Origin of the sequence: Streptomyces sp. enrichment culture (assembly GCF_964272855.1) — a bacterium.
Taxonomy (GTDB): Bacteria; Actinomycetota; Actinomycetes; order Streptomycetales; family Streptomycetaceae; genus Streptomyces.
Map to the genome: position 1 here is coordinate 5,346,560 of NZ_OZ186847.1, position 14,384 is coordinate 5,360,943.

Annotated in this window: 13 protein-coding genes; 3 read left to right on the forward strand and 10 right to left on the reverse strand. The window is 70.1% G+C overall.

Translation table 11 applies throughout. The features are described from left to right. Positions 1-88 precede the first annotated feature (88 nt). From orn to ACSU6L_RS23555, 3 genes are all read right to left on the reverse strand, one after another. Positions 89-697 (reverse strand): oligoribonuclease, encoded by a 609-nt coding sequence (gene orn, locus ACSU6L_RS23545; RefSeq protein ID WP_073938346.1) that lies wholly within the window; start codon positions 695-697, stop codon positions 89-91. 119 nt (positions 698-816) lie between these two features. Further along, entirely contained in the window at positions 817-2,097 is a 1,281-nt protein-coding gene (locus ACSU6L_RS23550; protein WP_437059761.1) for a helix-turn-helix domain-containing protein, read from the reverse strand. Between the two features lie 378 nt (positions 2,098-2,475). Next, complete coding sequence (locus ACSU6L_RS23555; RefSeq protein ID WP_437059763.1) at positions 2,476-2,778, reverse strand: hypothetical protein; 303 nt, start codon at positions 2,776-2,778, stop codon at positions 2,476-2,478. A 357-nt stretch (positions 2,779-3,135) separates the two neighbouring features. Between ACSU6L_RS23555 and ACSU6L_RS23560 the strand changes: the two genes are divergently transcribed. Together ACSU6L_RS23560 and ACSU6L_RS23565 are read left to right on the forward strand one after the other, a co-directional pair. After that, a complete protein-coding gene (locus tag ACSU6L_RS23560) occupies positions 3,136-3,663 on the forward strand; it encodes a universal stress protein (RefSeq protein ID WP_073938349.1) in 528 nt (175 codons plus the stop codon). A gap of 163 nt (positions 3,664-3,826) precedes the next feature. Beyond that, positions 3,827-4,384, forward strand: coding sequence for a GPR1/FUN34/YaaH family transporter (locus ACSU6L_RS23565; protein ID WP_437059765.1), 558 nt, complete (start codon positions 3,827-3,829; stop codon positions 4,382-4,384). Positions 4,385-4,522: 138 nt separating this feature from the next. Here ACSU6L_RS23565 and glmS read toward each other — a convergent pair whose 3' ends face one another. From glmS to ACSU6L_RS23580, 3 genes are all read right to left on the reverse strand, one after another. Further along, positions 4,523-6,340 carry a glutamine--fructose-6-phosphate transaminase (isomerizing) gene (gene glmS, locus ACSU6L_RS23570; protein ID WP_365510765.1) on the reverse strand — a complete coding sequence of 606 codons (1,818 nt, stop codon included), beginning with the start codon at positions 6,338-6,340 and terminating at the stop codon, positions 4,523-4,525. Between the two features lie 24 nt (positions 6,341-6,364). After that, positions 6,365-6,622, reverse strand: a complete 258-nt coding sequence (locus ACSU6L_RS23575) for a hypothetical protein (protein WP_073938352.1) — start codon at positions 6,620-6,622, stop codon at positions 6,365-6,367. Between the two features lie 86 nt (positions 6,623-6,708). Further along, entirely contained in the window at positions 6,709-7,599 is an 891-nt protein-coding gene (locus tag ACSU6L_RS23580) for a DUF4429 domain-containing protein (protein WP_437059768.1), read from the reverse strand. Between the two features lie 62 nt (positions 7,600-7,661). Between ACSU6L_RS23580 and ACSU6L_RS23585 the strand changes: the two genes are divergently transcribed. Continuing rightward, positions 7,662-9,251, forward strand: coding sequence for a beta-N-acetylhexosaminidase (locus ACSU6L_RS23585; RefSeq protein WP_437059770.1), 1,590 nt, complete (start codon positions 7,662-7,664; stop codon positions 9,249-9,251). A 64-nt stretch (positions 9,252-9,315) separates the two neighbouring features. Here ACSU6L_RS23585 and ACSU6L_RS23590 read toward each other — a convergent pair whose 3' ends face one another. Genes ACSU6L_RS23590 through desA form a run of 4 tightly spaced genes read right to left on the reverse strand, consistent with a single transcriptional unit; the run spans position 9,316 to position 14,318 of the window. After that, the gene (locus ACSU6L_RS23590) at positions 9,316-11,085 is read right to left on the reverse strand and encodes an IucA/IucC family protein (RefSeq protein ID WP_437059771.1); all 1,770 of its coding nucleotides are present in this window, start codon (positions 11,083-11,085) and stop codon (positions 9,316-9,318) included. After that, positions 11,082-11,612 carry a GNAT family N-acetyltransferase gene (locus ACSU6L_RS23595; protein ID WP_437059773.1) on the reverse strand — a complete coding sequence of 177 codons (531 nt, stop codon included), beginning with the start codon at positions 11,610-11,612 and terminating at the stop codon, positions 11,082-11,084. The genes ACSU6L_RS23590 and ACSU6L_RS23595 overlap by 4 nt, the downstream gene beginning before the upstream one ends. Continuing rightward, positions 11,609-12,892 carry a lysine N(6)-hydroxylase/L-ornithine N(5)-oxygenase family protein gene (locus tag ACSU6L_RS23600; RefSeq protein ID WP_437059775.1) on the reverse strand — a complete coding sequence of 428 codons (1,284 nt, stop codon included), beginning with the start codon at positions 12,890-12,892 and terminating at the stop codon, positions 11,609-11,611. Before ACSU6L_RS23600 ends, ACSU6L_RS23595 begins: the two co-directional genes overlap by 4 nt. Beyond that, positions 12,876-14,318 (reverse strand): lysine decarboxylase DesA, encoded by a 1,443-nt coding sequence (gene desA / locus ACSU6L_RS23605; RefSeq protein WP_437059777.1) that lies wholly within the window; start codon positions 14,316-14,318, stop codon positions 12,876-12,878. Before desA ends, ACSU6L_RS23600 begins: the two co-directional genes overlap by 17 nt. Positions 14,319-14,384 lie beyond the last annotated feature (66 nt).

The following is a 14,384-nucleotide window of genomic DNA, read 5'->3' on the forward strand; positions in this document are numbered from 1 at the left end:
CCGGCCGAGAAAAAGTGTACAGGGTCCGAAGGGGTGCTCGCGCACGTGTTTCGCGGCGCCCCTTCCGGCGGGCTTCCGGCGGGCTCCGTCAGGCCTGCTGAGCGGGCAGGACGTGCTTGGCGGCGATCGCCTTCGCGGTGTCCGAGTCGGGGCCGGGCTGCGGCACGAAGACGGCCTCGCGGTAGTAGCGCAGCTCGGCGATGGATTCGCGGATGTCGGCGAGGGCCCGGTGGTTGCCGTTCTTCTCCGGGCTGTTGAAGTAGGCCCGGGGGTACCAGCGGCGGGCCAGCTCCTTGATCGAGGAGACGTCGACGATCCGGTAGTGGAGGTAGTCCTCCAGCGTCGGCATGTCACGGAGCAGGAAGCCCCGGTCCGTGCCGACCGAGTTGCCGCACAGCGGGGCCTTGCCGGGCTCCTTGACGTGTTCGCGTACGTACGCCAGGACCTGTTCCTCCGCGTCCGCCAGCGTCGTGCCGTTCGGCAGCTCCGCGAGCAGACCGGACGCGGTGTGCATCTGACGCACCACCTCCGGCATCGTCTCCAGCGCCTGGTCCGGCGGACGGATGACGATGTCCACGCCCTCGCCGAGCACGTTCAGCTCGGAGTCGGTGACGAGGGCGGCCACCTCGATGAGAGCGTCGTCGGACAGCGAGAGGCCGGTCATCTCGCAGTCGATCCACACCATGCGATCGTTCATGCGTCCACATTACGGCCGACGGCCGCGCGCGGATCCCCCGCGTCGGCGCCTTGCGGGGGCGGAGAACGCCGCGGGGCCACGAGGAAGGCTCCTCGTGGCCCCGCGGCGCGATCACACGGTCACGTTCCGCTGCGCTGTCCCGGGAGACTGGCGCGCGACGCCATGTAGGCGTCCCGGTGGTCCCGGTGGTCCAGGGAACCCGCGCCGACGGTGCTCGCGGCCGCCGTGCGGCGGGCCTGGAGCGGGACCGGGTGGTCCTGGTGGTGCGCGGCCGCGTGCCCGGGGTGGGCGGGCTGACCGGCGCCCGGCTGCCCGGGACCCATGCCGAGGGCGCCGTGGCTCGGGGCCGGCGTGGCCTCGACGTCGGCCGGCTTGTCACCCTGCGGCCGGCGGGCCCGGTACGCGGCCCGGTACGCCGCCGGGGACGAGCCGAGCTGACGGCGGAAGTGGCCGCGCAGCGCGACGGGGGAGCGGAAGCCGCAGCGGCCCGCCACCTCGTCCACCGAGTAGTCCGACGTCTCCAGGAGGCGCTGCGCCTGGAGCACCCGCTGGGTGATCAGCCACTGCAGCGGGGCGCTGCCGGTCAGCGAGCGGAACCGGCGGTCGAACGTGCGCCGGCTCATGTACGCCCGTGCCGCGAGCGTCTCCACGTCGAACTGCTCGTGGAGGTGCTCCAGTGCCCAGGCGACGACCTCGGCGAGCGGGTCGGCGCCGATCTCCTCCGGTAAAGAGCGGTCCAGGTAGCGTTCCTGGCCTCCGCTCCGGCGCGGCGGCACCACCAGGCGGCGGGCCAGCGCGCCGGCCGCCTCGTTGCCGTGGTCGGTGCGCACGATGTGCAGGCACAGGTCGATGCCGGCCGCGGTGCCCGCCGACGTCAGTACGTCTCCGTCGTCGACGAAGAGTTCGCGTGGATCCACGTGCACCGACGGATAGCGTTTCGCCAGCGTCGGCGCGTACATCCAGTGTGTGGTCGCGGGACGGCCGTCCAGCAGGCCCGCCGCCGCGAGGACGAAGGCGCCGGTGCACAGCCCGACGATGCGGGCGCCTTCCTCGTGCGCCCGGCGCAGTGCGTCGAGCGCTTCCTCGGGTGGTGGCGAGGTGATCGACCGCCAGGCCGGCACGACGACCGTGCCCGCCCGCGAGATCGCCTCCAGGCCATGAGGTGCGGTGAGTTCCAGGCCCCCTGTGGTCCGCAGTGGGCCTTCCTCGCCCGCGCACACCAGCAGCCGGTAGCGCGGCACTCCGGCGTCCTGGCGGTCGATGCCGAACACCGACAGCGGTATGGAACTCTCGAAGATGGGGCCGCCGCTGAACAGCAGTACCGCGACGACCTCCTTGCGGCGTCGCCCGGAGAGCTTCCGGGCCGCGGCGTCCGGCGTGGCAGTGGAGTCGTGGCTCATCCTGCTAAGCCCCCCTCGGTGGTCGCGGCTCCTCGGTTGTGTCGCTCCTGCACGTTTCCCCTCGGTCCTGCACGAGTCCCCCGCCGTAAAGACAGTCAAGATCGAATCTACTGCGTCACGCCGAGCCCCAATGGCCGGTTCGCACCGGGCTCATTGTCGACTTGGCAACTTGGCGTAAAGCATTCGATCACGAAGCGTTGCACTCCCGGGCCGCGCAGGGAAGTGCGCCTCGTCGCAGTGGCCAAACCGCGTAGGGTGTGCGAGCCGCCGGAGACCCTTTCCATGCAGGTCAAACGGGGGGTGGAGGGTGTTCCGGACAGGGGATGCGCGACATCCAGAAGTTGGCTGAAAAGATGCGGGCGCGTGCGCGAAAACCGGTCAGCCGACCGGTGTATTTCCCCGCCCGCCGGAACGCCCGCCGCGATGCGCCCCGGTGCCCGTCCGCTGGCGCCTGCCGCGGTGCGGAGTGCCCTCCTCGGCGAGCAGCCGGGCCGCCCCGCGCTCCGACTGGCGCAGCAGCAGCCGGCACACGGCCGTGACCGCCGCGAGACCGAGCGCGGTGCCCGCCGCGCCGGCGAGCGAGGCGCCGTACCAGAGGAGGACCACCGGGACGATGACACAGCTGAAGGCCGCCCAGCGGACGATCTCGGTGGCGCTGTCCGGCCCGGACCGTGAGGACATGGTGGTGTGTGCTCCCTGTGACGCTGTGTCGCTGTGTCGCTGTGTCGCTGTGTCGCTGCGGCGCTGCGTGGGTCGTTGCGGGTGTTGCAGGGGGTTCAACGGCGGTTCGGCCGGTCGGTCACCTTGACATGGCCTGAATCCTGCGCAAACCGCCTGTACGGGGCAGCAACCATTGCGTTACGGGCGCACCCTCGTGCATGCTCCGGGGAACCGCCACGGACGGTGCGCGGGATCTGGGCGAAGGAGGCGTGCCGCCGTACCCTTGGGGGTATGGGGTTGGGAAGATGATTCCCGGACACAGCTCCGCCTGCGCACAGTGTCGTCCCACCCAATAAGGATCACAACGCCGAGACAGCCATGGCCGGTCACGAATTCTTCGAACCCGCGGACCGCAAGCGGCCCGTCGCCGATCCCACGGCGGCCGAGCCCCTGGCGGCGGAAGAGCCACGCCATGCGTGCGACCCCGCTTTCAAGCACGGGGTCGTCGTCGGCTTCGACGGCTCCACGTCCAGTGAGCGCGCCCTCGCGTACGCGATCGGCATGGCCCACCGTTCCCGTTCGGGCCTGATCATCGTCCACGTGGCCAACCGGCTTCCGACGACGGTGTGGGCGGGCTGCGAGCCGCCGGTCTTCGTCGACGTGCCGGACCACCGCACCGAGGTGCTGGGGCTGGAACTGGCCTGCGCGGACTATCTGTCCGAGGTGCCCTGGATCCTGGTCGAGCGCGGCGGCGACATCTGCCACGAACTCGAGGAGGTCGGGCGGGAGTACGAGGCGGACGCCATCGTCGTCGGCTCCACGCACGGCATCGTCGGCCGGATCTTCGGCTCGGTCGCCGGGCGGCTCGCGAAGCGGGCGAAGCGCCCGGTCATCGTGATTCCCTGACGTGATTCCGCAACTCACCTTCATTCCAGGTGACATGGGCCGTGGGTACGGCCAACTCCCTTTGTGGGACGGGTGAATCTACTCACGCGTAGATGTGTTTGTGCTCTTGTGAAGGGCATATACCGGTCACCGCACAACTGCACATGCATGAAGGGAGCCCGCCGTGGACAACGACGTCTCTGCGGGAAGCACCACCACGATCGTCGGCCGACTCGCCCTCGGGATCACCCTCCTCGCCGTCGGCGTCGGGCACACCGGCGTGATCGACGGCGTGACGGCCTCCGACGCCGCCACCGTGGCCCAGTACGTGGGCGGGATCGCCCTCTTCCTCACCGGCCTGCTGGCCTTCCGCGACCGTGACGCCGGCAACGGCACCGCCTTCACCGTGCTCGGGGCGCTCTGGTTCACCTGGGCCGTCTCCGGTGACGTCTCCGCCAACGCGGCGGGGCTGTTCCTGCTGCTGTTCGCCCTCGTGGTGCTGTCGCTCACGCTGGCGGGCGGGGACCAGCTGGGGCAGGTGTCGTACGGGCTGTTCTTCGTGGCCCTGCTGCTTCTCGCGGTCGCCGCGTTCGCCGGCAGCGGCGGACTGGGCAAGGCCGGGGGCTGGTTCGCCGTGGCTGCGGGGGCCGTCGCCTGGTACGCGGCGACGGCGGCGCTGGCCCACTGGCCGACCTCGTTGTCGCGGCGCGCGGCGGGCCGGGGGGTGACGGCCACCGGCTAGCCGCCGATGCCGGGGACCGGGGCTGCCCCGGCACATGAAACGGACCCCCCGTGTCCGGTGGCGACACGTGGGGGTCCGTCCTTTGTCTGTCCTTTATCCGGCCTTTTATCCGGCCTTTGTCTGGCCTTCGAAGGCCTGCTACTCGACCGTCACCGACTTCGCGAGGTTCCGCGGCTTGTCGATGTCCCGGCCCAGGGCCAGGGCGGTGTGGTAGGCGAGGAGCTGGAGCGGGATGCCCATGAGGATCGGGTCCAGTTCGTCCTCGTTCTTCGGGACGACGATGGTCTGGTCGGCCTTCTCCTGCTCCTGGTGGGCGACCGCGAGGATCTTGCCGCTGCGGGCCTTGATCTCCTCCATCGCGGCGCGGTTCTTCTCCAGCAGGTCGTCGTCGGGGACGATCGCGACCGTGGGGAGGGCCGGCTCGATGAGGGCCAGCGGGCCGTGCTTCAGCTCGGACGCCGGGTAGGCCTCGGCGTGGATGTAGGAGACCTCCTTGAGCTTCAGGGAGGCCTCGCGGGCCACCGGGTAGCCCCGGACGCGGCCGATGAAGAGCATCGAGCGGGCGTCGGCGTAGGCCTTGGCCAGCTTCTCGATCTCCGCTTCCTGCTCCAGCATCTCGGCGATCTGGCCGGGCAGCTTGCGCAGGCCCTCGATGATCCGCTTGCCGTCGCGCACGGAGAGGTCGCGGGTGCGGCCGAGGTGCAGGGCGAGCAGGGCGAAGGAGACGCAGGTGTTGGTGAAGCACTTGGTCGAGACGACGCAGACCTCGGGGCCGGCGTGCACGTAGATGCCGCCGTCGGCCTCGCGGGCGATCGCGGAGCCCACGACGTTCACGATGCCCAGCACTCGGGCGCCCTTGCGCTTCAGTTCCTGCACGGCGGCCAGCACGTCGTACGTCTCACCGGACTGGGAGACGGCGATGTACAGGGTGTCGGGGTCGACGACCGCGTTGCGGTAGCGGAACTCGGAGGCCGGCTCGGCGTCGGCGGGGATGCGGGCCAGCTCCTCGATCATCTGGGCGCCGATCATGCCCGCGTGGTACGAGGTGCCGCAGCCGAGGATCTTCACCCGGCGGATCCGGCGCGCCTCACGGGCGTCCAGGTTGAGGCCGCCGAGGTGCACGGTGGAGAAGCGGTCGTCGATCCGGCCGCGCAGCACGCGGTCCACGGCCTCGGCCTGCTCGTGGATCTCCTTGTGCATGTAGGTGTCGTGGCCGCCCATGTCGTAGGAGGCGGCCTCCCACTCGACGGTGGTGGGCTCGGCCGTCGTGCGGGTGCCCTCCGTCGTGTAGGTGCGGAAGTCGTCGGCCTTCAGCGTGGCCATCTCGCCGTCGTCGAGGGTCACTATCTGCCGGGTGTGGGTGACCAGCGCGGCGATGTCCGAGGCGACGAACATCTCCTTCTCACCGATGCCGAGGACGACCGGGGAGCCGTTGCGGGCGACGACGATGCGGTCCGGGAAGTCGGCGTGCAGGACGGCGATGCCGTAGGTGCCCTCGATCAGGCGCACGGTCTCGCGGACCTTGTCCTCCAGCTTCTCGGCCTGCGAGCGGGCGATCAGGTGGACGAGGACCTCGGTGTCGGTCTCGGAGAGGAACTCGACGCCGTCCGCCTCCAGCTTGCGGCGCAGGTCGGCGGCGTTGTCGATGATGCCGTTGTGGACGACGGCGACCTTGCCCTCGGCGTCCAGGTGCGGGTGGGCGTTCACGTCGGAGGGAGCGCCGTGGGTGGCCCAGCGGGTGTGGGCGATGCCGGTGGTGCCCTTGAAGCGCGCCGGGACCTTGGCCTCCAGGTCACGGACCCGGCCCTTGGCCTTGACCATCTTCAGGCCGGAGGCCTTGGGGGAGGTCACGACGATGCCGGCCGAGTCGTAGCCCCGGTACTCCAGGCGCTGGAGGCCTTCCAGGAGCAGCGGCGCCACGTCACGCTTGCCGATGTATCCGACGATTCCGCACATATACAGGTGTTCCTAGCCGTAGATCTAGCCGTAGACGATCCGCCGCAGCTGCCGGAGCGTGAGCTCCGGCGGTGCCACCGCGCGATATTTGAGATCCGCCTCGATCCGCTCGAAGATTGTCGCGTTGACCAGGCCCTGGGCCTGGAGCTCGCGGTGGCGGCGACGGACGTATTCCTCGGTCGTCTCGTCGAAGAAGGCGAGCACGTCCTGGACCACGCGCAGCGCCTCGCCCCGGCTGAGGGGCGTGGACCGCGTCAGATGATCAACAAGTTCGTCGTGCACCCGGTAGATCCTGGAGTAAGGGGCTGGGTTTTGCAAGAATCCTGCCCGATTGCGGGCAGGACCCTGTGTATAGGCCGTGTACGTCCTTATTGCATCCGCTTCAGGACCGCCTGCTTGGCCATCGTGAACTCCTCGTCCGTGAGGACCCCGGAGCGGTGCAGCTCGCCCAGCTCCCGCAGCCGGCGCAGCAGGGCGTCGTGGTCGTCCTCGGCGGCGGGCGCGGGCGTCGCCTCCGGCTGCTGCTGCGGCGACGCGGGGGCGGGGGCGGCGTCCGGTGCCGACGGGTGCGGCAGGCGGGCCTGGACGGCCGCCGCGACCAGGGCCATCAGCGGGTCCTTCTTGAAGCCCCACAGCTCGACGGCGTTCGGGTCGTACTTGGGCGGCGCCTTGGTCGGGGCGTTCCTCACGGTGAACCGCAGATGGCCGTTCTCCAGGCCGACCGCCGGATACCACTCCACGGCCGCGATGTCGCCGACCGCCAGGGTGCGGGTGCCGGCGGCGGCCTTGGCGTCCTCCGTCTTCCAGTTCCACTCCAGCCGGACCCGGTCGCCGTCGAAGCTCGCGCTGCCGTCCCCGGCGGCGGCCGACAGCGGGACGGCCGGGCCCGGCAGCAGGTACTCGGTGGCCGGCTCCGCGGGCACCCGGTCCAGCAGCAGGGCGTTGCGCACCTCGTCCACGAAGTACTCGGCGACGCCGTACCGGCCCGGTTCGACGACCAGCTGGTACGGGTCGTGAGGTTCCGTCAGCCGCCCGCCGGTCGCCTGGAGCAGCGGGTCGGCGCCGTCGCGCAGCCTGAGGCGCAGGCGCCCGGACTTCTTGCCCTGCTCGAACGATATGCCCGCCAGCGCGCCCAGGGGGACGACGAGTTCACCGAGCGTCCGGCGCAGCAGGCCGACGCTCTTGTCCCGTCCGGGAGTCAGCCGCAGGGCGTCGCCGTCTAAGGTCCAAGTCCCGTCCTTTTGAAGGATTTCCGCCATGCGGGGATTGTTTCACTCGTTCTGCGGGAGAGTGGTCTATACCCATTCCGAAGGGAGCACGTGTGAGACGGCACAGACTGCACCTTCTCGGTTCGCTGCTGCTGGTCGCGGCGGCCGGCGTCCTCACCTCCGGCGCGGCACCCCGGCCCGCGCCCGGCCCCGCCGAGGCGAGGCCCCTCGGCCAGGTGGTCCCGGCCCCGGCCTCGGTCGCCCCGGGCGGATCCCCGTACCGCATCACCGACGGCACCCGCATCCGCGTCGACGGCACACGGGAGGTCCGCCGGGTCGGCGACTACCTCGCAGACGTCCTGCGGCCCTCCACCGGCTACCGGCTGCCCGTCACCGACCGGGGCGCGGGCGGCATCCGGCTCCGGCTCGCGAAGGGCCCGTACGGCGCCGAGGGCTACCGCCTCGACAGCGGCCGCACCGGTGTCACCATCACCGCCGCCGAGCCCGCCGGGCTCTTCCACGGCGTCCAGACCCTCCGTCAGCTGTTGCCCGCCGCGGTCGAGAGGGACACCGTGCAGCCCGGGCCCTGGCCGGTCGCGGGCGGCACCATCCGGGACACCCCGCGCTACTCCTGGCGGGGCGCCATGCTCGACGTGTCGCGGCACTTCTTCACCGTCGCCGAAGTCAAGCGGTACATCGACCAGCTGGCCCTCTACAAGATCAACAAGCTCCATCTGCACCTCAGCGACGACCAGGGCTGGCGGATCGCCGTCGACTCCTGGCCGCGCCTCGCCACCCACGGCGGCTCCACCGAGGTCGGCGGCGGCCCCGGCGGCCACTACACGAAGGCGGACTACACGGAGATCGTCCGCTACGCCGCCTCCCGGCACCTGGAGGTCGTCCCCGAGATAGACATGCCGGGCCACACCAACGCGGCCCTCGCCTCGTACGCCGAACTCAACTGCGACGGCGTGACACCCCCGCTGTACACCGGCACCGACGTGGGCTTCAGCTCGCTGTGCGTCGGCAAGGAGGTCACCTACGACTTCGTGGAGGACGTCGTCCGCGAGCTGGCCGCCCTCACCCCCGGCCGCTACCTCCACATCGGCGGCGACGAGGCGCACTCCACCAGCCACGCGGACTACGTGCGGTTCATGGACCGGGTGCAGCCGGTCGTCGCCGAGTACGGCAAGACGGTCGTCGGCTGGCACCAGCTGACCGGCGCCACCCCGGCCGCGGGCGCGCTCGCCCAGTACTGGGGCCTGGACGGCACCGGCGCCGAGGAGAAGGCGCAGGTGGCGAAGGCGGCACAGAGCGGGACGGGGATCGTCCTGTCCCCGGCCGACCGGGTCTACCTCGACATGAAGTACGACAGGAACACCCTGCTCGGACTGTCCTGGGCCGGATACGTCGACGTCCGGCGGTCCTACGACTGGGACCCCGGCGCCTATCTGCCCGACACGCCCGCCTCCGCGATCCGCGGGGTGGAGGCGCCGCTGTGGACGGAGACGCTCGAGAACTCCGCGCACATCGAGTACATGGCCTTCCCGAGGCTGCCCGGCGTCGCCGAGCTGGGCTGGTCGCCGGCCGCCACGCACGACTGGGAGGCCTACCGGACGCGGCTCGCGGCGCAGGGGCCGCGCTGGGACGCGCTCGGCATCGGCTACCACCGGTCGCCACAGGTGCCGTGGCCCGCTGAGTGAGCCGAGCGGAACGCCGACGGGCACCCCGGAGGACCGTCTCCGGGGTGCCCGCCTGGTCAGGGGGTCAGAACCCGGCGATCGGGTTCCGCAGGGTGCCGACGAGCTGGAGCGCGCCGGACGGGTCCGCGAGGTCGACCATCTGCTTGTTGTTGCGCAGCTGGAGCCGGTTGAGGCAGGACAGCGCGAACTCCGGGGCGAACATGTCGTACTGCCGGAACTTGTCGGCGAGTTCGGGCATCGACTCCTGGTACTCGCGGGTGACCTCGGCGACCGTGCGCCAGAAGTCGTCCTCCTCCAGGACTCCCTCGGAGGCCAGGTTGACGGCGAGGAAGCGGAAGAAGCAGTCGAAGACGTCCGTGAAGACGGACAGCAGCTTCTTGTCCTCGGGGACCTCGGCGCGGATCCGCTGGACCTCCGGCGGCAGCACCGCGTCCGGGTCCATGACGCAGATCTCCTCGGCGATGTCCTTGTAGATCGCGCGTTCGACCACGCCGTCCTTCAGGACCAGGATCACGTTCTCGCCGTGCGGCATGTAGACCAGGTCGTAGGCGTAGAAGCTGTGCAGCAGCGGGGTGTAGTAGGCCCGCAGATAGCGGCGCAGCCACTCCGCCGGGGCCAGGCCCGAGCGGGCGATCAGCGCGCCCGCGAAGGACGCGCCCGCGTGGTCGACGTGCAGCAGGGAGGCCATGGTCGCCAGGGACTCGCCGTCCCGCAGCGACGGCACCGGGCTCTCCCGCCACAGCGCGGCGAGCATCTTGCGGTACGGCGAGTAGCGGTCGGTGGCCTTCTCGTACTCCAGGTGCCGGTAGCCGACCGCCGCCCGCTCCCGGATGATCGTCAGGCCCGTCGCCTTCAGCACCGGGTCGCCCTCGATCAGCTGGGCCAGCCAGTCGTTGATCGCCGGGGTGGCCTCCATGTAGGCGGCCGACAGCCCGCGCATGAAGCCCATGTTGATGACGGACAGGGCCGTCTTCACGTAGTGCTTCTCGGGGTGGCTGGTGTTGAAGAACGTCCGGATGGACTGCTGGGCCAGGTACTCGTCGTCGCCCTCGCCCAGGCAGACCAGGTGCTGCCGGGCCACCTCGGCGGCGAAGGTGACGGAGAGCTTGTTCCACCACTGCCAGGGGTGGACGGGGATGAGCAGGTAGTCGGCCGGGTCCAGGCCGCGCTCGCGCAGCACGCCGTGGAAGCGGCCGACGGTGTCCTCGCCCAGCTCCTGCCGGACGAAGGACTCGTAGTCGATGCCCGCACCCGCCGTGAACGCGGCGCGCGAGCGGTGCGCGGCCAGCCAGACCAGGCGGACGGGGCTCGCGGTCTCCGGCGCGTACGACAGGTACTCGTGGATCCCGAAGCCGAGCCGGCCGTTGTTGGCGACGAAGCAGGGGTGGCCCTCGGTCATCCCCGTCTCGATGGCCTGGAAGCCGCCGGCCGCCAGCTCCGCGGCGGTGATCCGCGGCTTGGTGAGCTTGTAGCAGGTGCCGGAGAGGGTGGAGGAGATCTCCTCCAGGTAGACCGGCAGGATCTCGTCGCTCAGGCCGAGGGAGTCCTTCAGCTCGATGAAGAAGTCCAGGGCGGCGAGCGGGAGCTCTTCACCGTCGCGGTGCCGGGATATGGAGTCCGCGTCGATCTGCCAGTGGTCCAGGGCGCGGACGGCCGCGGTGAAGCGGTAGCCGGTCAGCCCGTCGTCGCTGCGGACGACGTAGACGTCGCCGTCCCGCTCGGGCGTGATCAGCCGCTCGTGCGCGAACTCGGCGAGGGCCTTGCGTATCAGGAGGCGGTTGGCCTGCTCCCAGCGCTCGGGGGAGAGGTGGGCCACGGAGTCGGCGAGGCTCATGCGGACACCCCCGTCGCGGCCAGGAACTGCTCCCGGGTGCAGAAGCTCAGCAGCGCCTTCTTCTCCGGCTTCTCGATCTCGCGCTCCGGGACGAAGCCGACGGCCGCGTTCAGGGCGTGCACGGCCTTGTTGCGGACGTCCGGTTCGACGACCACCCGTGCGGTCGCCGGGTCCTCGAAGAGGTACGCCATGACGGCGGTGATGACGGACTTGGTGAAGCCGTGCACCGGCTTGTCCGTGGGCGGGGTGAGGAAGTGCATGCCGACGTCCCCGGGCCGGGCCTCGTACAGGCCGACCAGTTCGCGGTGGGCGGGGTCGTACTTCTCCATGAGGAAGGCAGGCTCGCCGTCCTGGAGGCCGAGGAGCGCGTGGTGGTGCTCGTCGGCGGCTATCTCCATGTACGCGCGCTCGACGTCCTCGAGCTTCGCGTCCTGCATCATCCAGAACGCGGCCTTCGGGTGGGTGACCCAGCCGTGCAGGAGCTCGGCGTCCTTCAGCGGGTCGAGGGTGCGGAACGTGAAGGTCATACCGAGAACTCCTGGAACGCGATCGTCTTCTCCACCGGGTAGTACTCGGTGCCGAGCAGCTCCCGGATGATGTAGCTGTTGCGGTAGGCGCCCATGCCCAGGTCGGGGCTGGTGATGCTGTGGGTGTGGACGCCGGCGTTCTGCAGGAAGACGCCTCTGCCGGTGACGTCGATCGCGTAGTTGCGGCCCACGTCGAAGCTGCCCTGGGAGTCGCGGACCAGGCGGTCGTCGATCGGCTTCAGGAACTCGGGCTCGACGTACTTGTAGCCGGTGGCCAGGATCAGGCCGTCGGAGCTGAGCTGGAAGTCCTTCTCCTGTTCCTCCTGGCGGAAGCCCAGGGTGTATGTGCCGTTCTCGTAAGACGCGCTGGTCAGTGCCGAGTTGGTGAGCAGCCGGGTGGGGACCGGGCCGCCGAGGTTCTTCTGGTAGAGCAGGTCGAAGATCTCGTTGATCAGGTCGCCGTCGATGCCCTTGAACAGGCCCTTCTGCTGGGCGGTCAGGCGGTAGCGGGTCTGCTCCGGCAGGGCGCGGAAGTAGTCGATGTACTCCGGGGAGGTCATCTCCAGCGTGAGCTTGGTGTACTCCAGCGGGAAGAACCGCGGGGAACGGGTGACCCAGTTCAGCCGGTAGCCGTGGACGTCGATCTCACCGAGGAGGTCGTAGTAGATCTCGGCGGCGGACTGGCCGCTGCCGACCAGCGTGATCGACTTCTTCTTCTGCAGTTCCGCCTTGCTCTGCACATAGCGGGAGTTGTGGATGAAGTCGCCGCCCAGGCCCCGGCACGGCTCCGGGACGTGCGGCGACGTGCCGGTGCCGAGCACGAGGTGGCGGGCGCGGTACGTCTCACCGGCCGCGGTCGTCACGACGTACAGCTCGTCCGTCTCGTCGTACGTCACCTCGGTGACGGTCGTGCCGAAGCGGATGCTGCTCAGCTTGTTCGCGGCCCAGCGGCAGTAGTCGTCGTACTCGACGCGCAGCGGGTAGAAGTTCTCGCGTATGTAGAACGAGTAGAGGCGGCCCTTCTCCTTCAGGTAGTTCAGGAAGGAGTACGGCGACGTCGGGTCCGCCAGGGTGACCAGGTCCGACATGAACGGCGTCTGGAGGTGGGCACCTTCGAGGAACATGCCGGCGTGCCACTCGAAGTCGGGCTTGGACTCCAGGAAGACGCCGTCGAGTTCGTCGATCGGCTCGGTGAGACAGGCGAGGCCGAGGTTGAAGGGCCCGAGTCCGATCCCCACGAAGTCGTAGGTCTTGGTGGCGGATTCAGGAAGCGCGGTCAAGGGAGTCTCCCAGGTACTGCTCGGCGTGGCCGGCGATCAGGTCGAGGACGGCGGCGATGTCGGACACCATCGTCTCAGGGTTGAGCAGGGTGAACTTGAGGTAGTGGCGGCCGCCCACCTTGGTGCCGGCGACGATGGCCTCGCCGGAGGCGAAGAGGGCCTTGCGGGCGTAGAGGTTGGCGCGGTCGATCTCGGCGGGGTCGGTGACAGCGGCCGGGATGTAGCGGAAGACCAGGGTGGACAGCGACGGCTCGACGACGACGTCGTAGCGCGGGTCGGCGGCCAGCAGCCGCCAGCCCTCCTGCGCCAGGTCGCAGACCTCGTCGAAGAGCTGCCCGATGCCGTCGGCGCCCATGACGCGCAGGGTGACCCAGAGCTTGAGGGCGTCGAAGCGGCGGGTGGTCTGGAGGGACTTGTCCACCTGGTTGGGGATACGTTCCTGCACCATCCGGCGCGGGTTCAGGTACTCCGCGTGGTAGGTGGCGTGGCGCAGCGTCGACGCGTCCCGCACCAGCACAGCGGACGAGCTCACCGGCTGGAAGAAGGACTTGTGGTAGTCGACGGTGACCGAGTCGGCCCGCTCGATGCCGTCCAGCAGCGCGCGGCGCTTGAGGGAGGTGAGCAGTCCGCAGCCGTAGGCCGCGTCGACGTGCATCCAGGTGCCGTACTGCGCGCACAGCTCGGCGATCTCGGGGAGCGGGTCGATCGAGCCGAAGTCGGTGGTGCCGGCGGTGGCGACGACGGCCATGGGGACGAGGCCGTCCATTGCGCAGCGCTCCAGCTCGTGGGCGAGCGCGACGGTCTGCATCCGCTTGTCGTGGTCGACGGGGATCGACACGACGGCGTCCTGGCCGAGGCCGAGCAGCTTCGCCGACTTCTTCACGCTGAAGTGGCTGACCTCGGAGGCGAAGACGCGCAGTTTGCCGAGGTCCTCGGTCTTGGCCTCCTCGCGGGCCAGCAGCAGCGCCTGGAGGTTGGACTGGCTGCCGCCGGAGGTGAACACGCCGTCGGCGTTCTCGCCGAGGCCGATGCGGGCGGCGGTCCAGTCGACGAGTTTGCGCTCGATGAGGGTGCCGCCGGCCGACTGGTCCCAGGTGTCCAGGGAGGAGTTGACGGCGGACAGGATCGCCTCGCCGAGCACGGCCGGGATGACGACCGGGCAGTTGAGGTGGGCGAGGTAGCGGGGGTGGTGGAAGTAGATCGCGTCCCGGAGGTAGACGTCCTCCAGCTCGTCGAGGACCGCCGTGGTGTCGTGCAGCGGCCGGTCGAGGTCGATCTGCTCGATGGCGGGAGCCAGGGCGTCGACCGTGACGCCGGTGAACGGGCGCCGGGTGGTGGCGAGTTTGGCGGCCACCCGCTCGACTCCTTCGGTCACGGAGCGGCGGTACTGCTCCGCGGTCGTGTCATTGAGCAGGTGCGAGCGCATGTGGGGGTCCTCCGGTGGGGACTGGCCGAGCGGACGGGAAGGGCCGGGGCGGAGCCGGTGGCTCCG

Coding starts and splice junctions, on each gene's coding strand:
- glmS (WP_365510765.1), bottom strand. CDS start 6,340: ATGTGCGGAATCGTCGGATACATCGGCAAGCGTGACGTGGCGCCGCTG.
- ACSU6L_RS23555 (WP_437059763.1), bottom strand. CDS start 2,778: ATGTCCTCACGGTCCGGGCCGGACAGCGCCACCGAGATCGTCCGCTGG.
- ACSU6L_RS23590 (WP_437059771.1), bottom strand. CDS start 11,085: ATGAGCCTCGCCGACTCCGTGGCCCACCTCTCCCCCGAGCGCTGGGAG.
- ACSU6L_RS23550 (WP_437059761.1), bottom strand. CDS start 2,097: ATGAGCCACGACTCCACTGCCACGCCGGACGCCGCGGCCCGGAAGCTC.
- ACSU6L_RS23580 (WP_437059768.1), bottom strand. CDS start 7,599: ATGGCGGAAATCCTTCAAAAGGACGGGACTTGGACCTTAGACGGCGAC.
- ACSU6L_RS23560 (WP_073938349.1), top strand. CDS start 3,136: ATGGCCGGTCACGAATTCTTCGAACCCGCGGACCGCAAGCGGCCCGTC.
- orn (WP_073938346.1), bottom strand. CDS start 697: ATGAACGATCGCATGGTGTGGATCGACTGCGAGATGACCGGCCTCTCG.
- desA (WP_437059777.1), bottom strand. CDS start 14,318: ATGCGCTCGCACCTGCTCAATGACACGACCGCGGAGCAGTACCGCCGC.
- ACSU6L_RS23595 (WP_437059773.1), bottom strand. CDS start 11,612: ATGACCTTCACGTTCCGCACCCTCGACCCGCTGAAGGACGCCGAGCTC.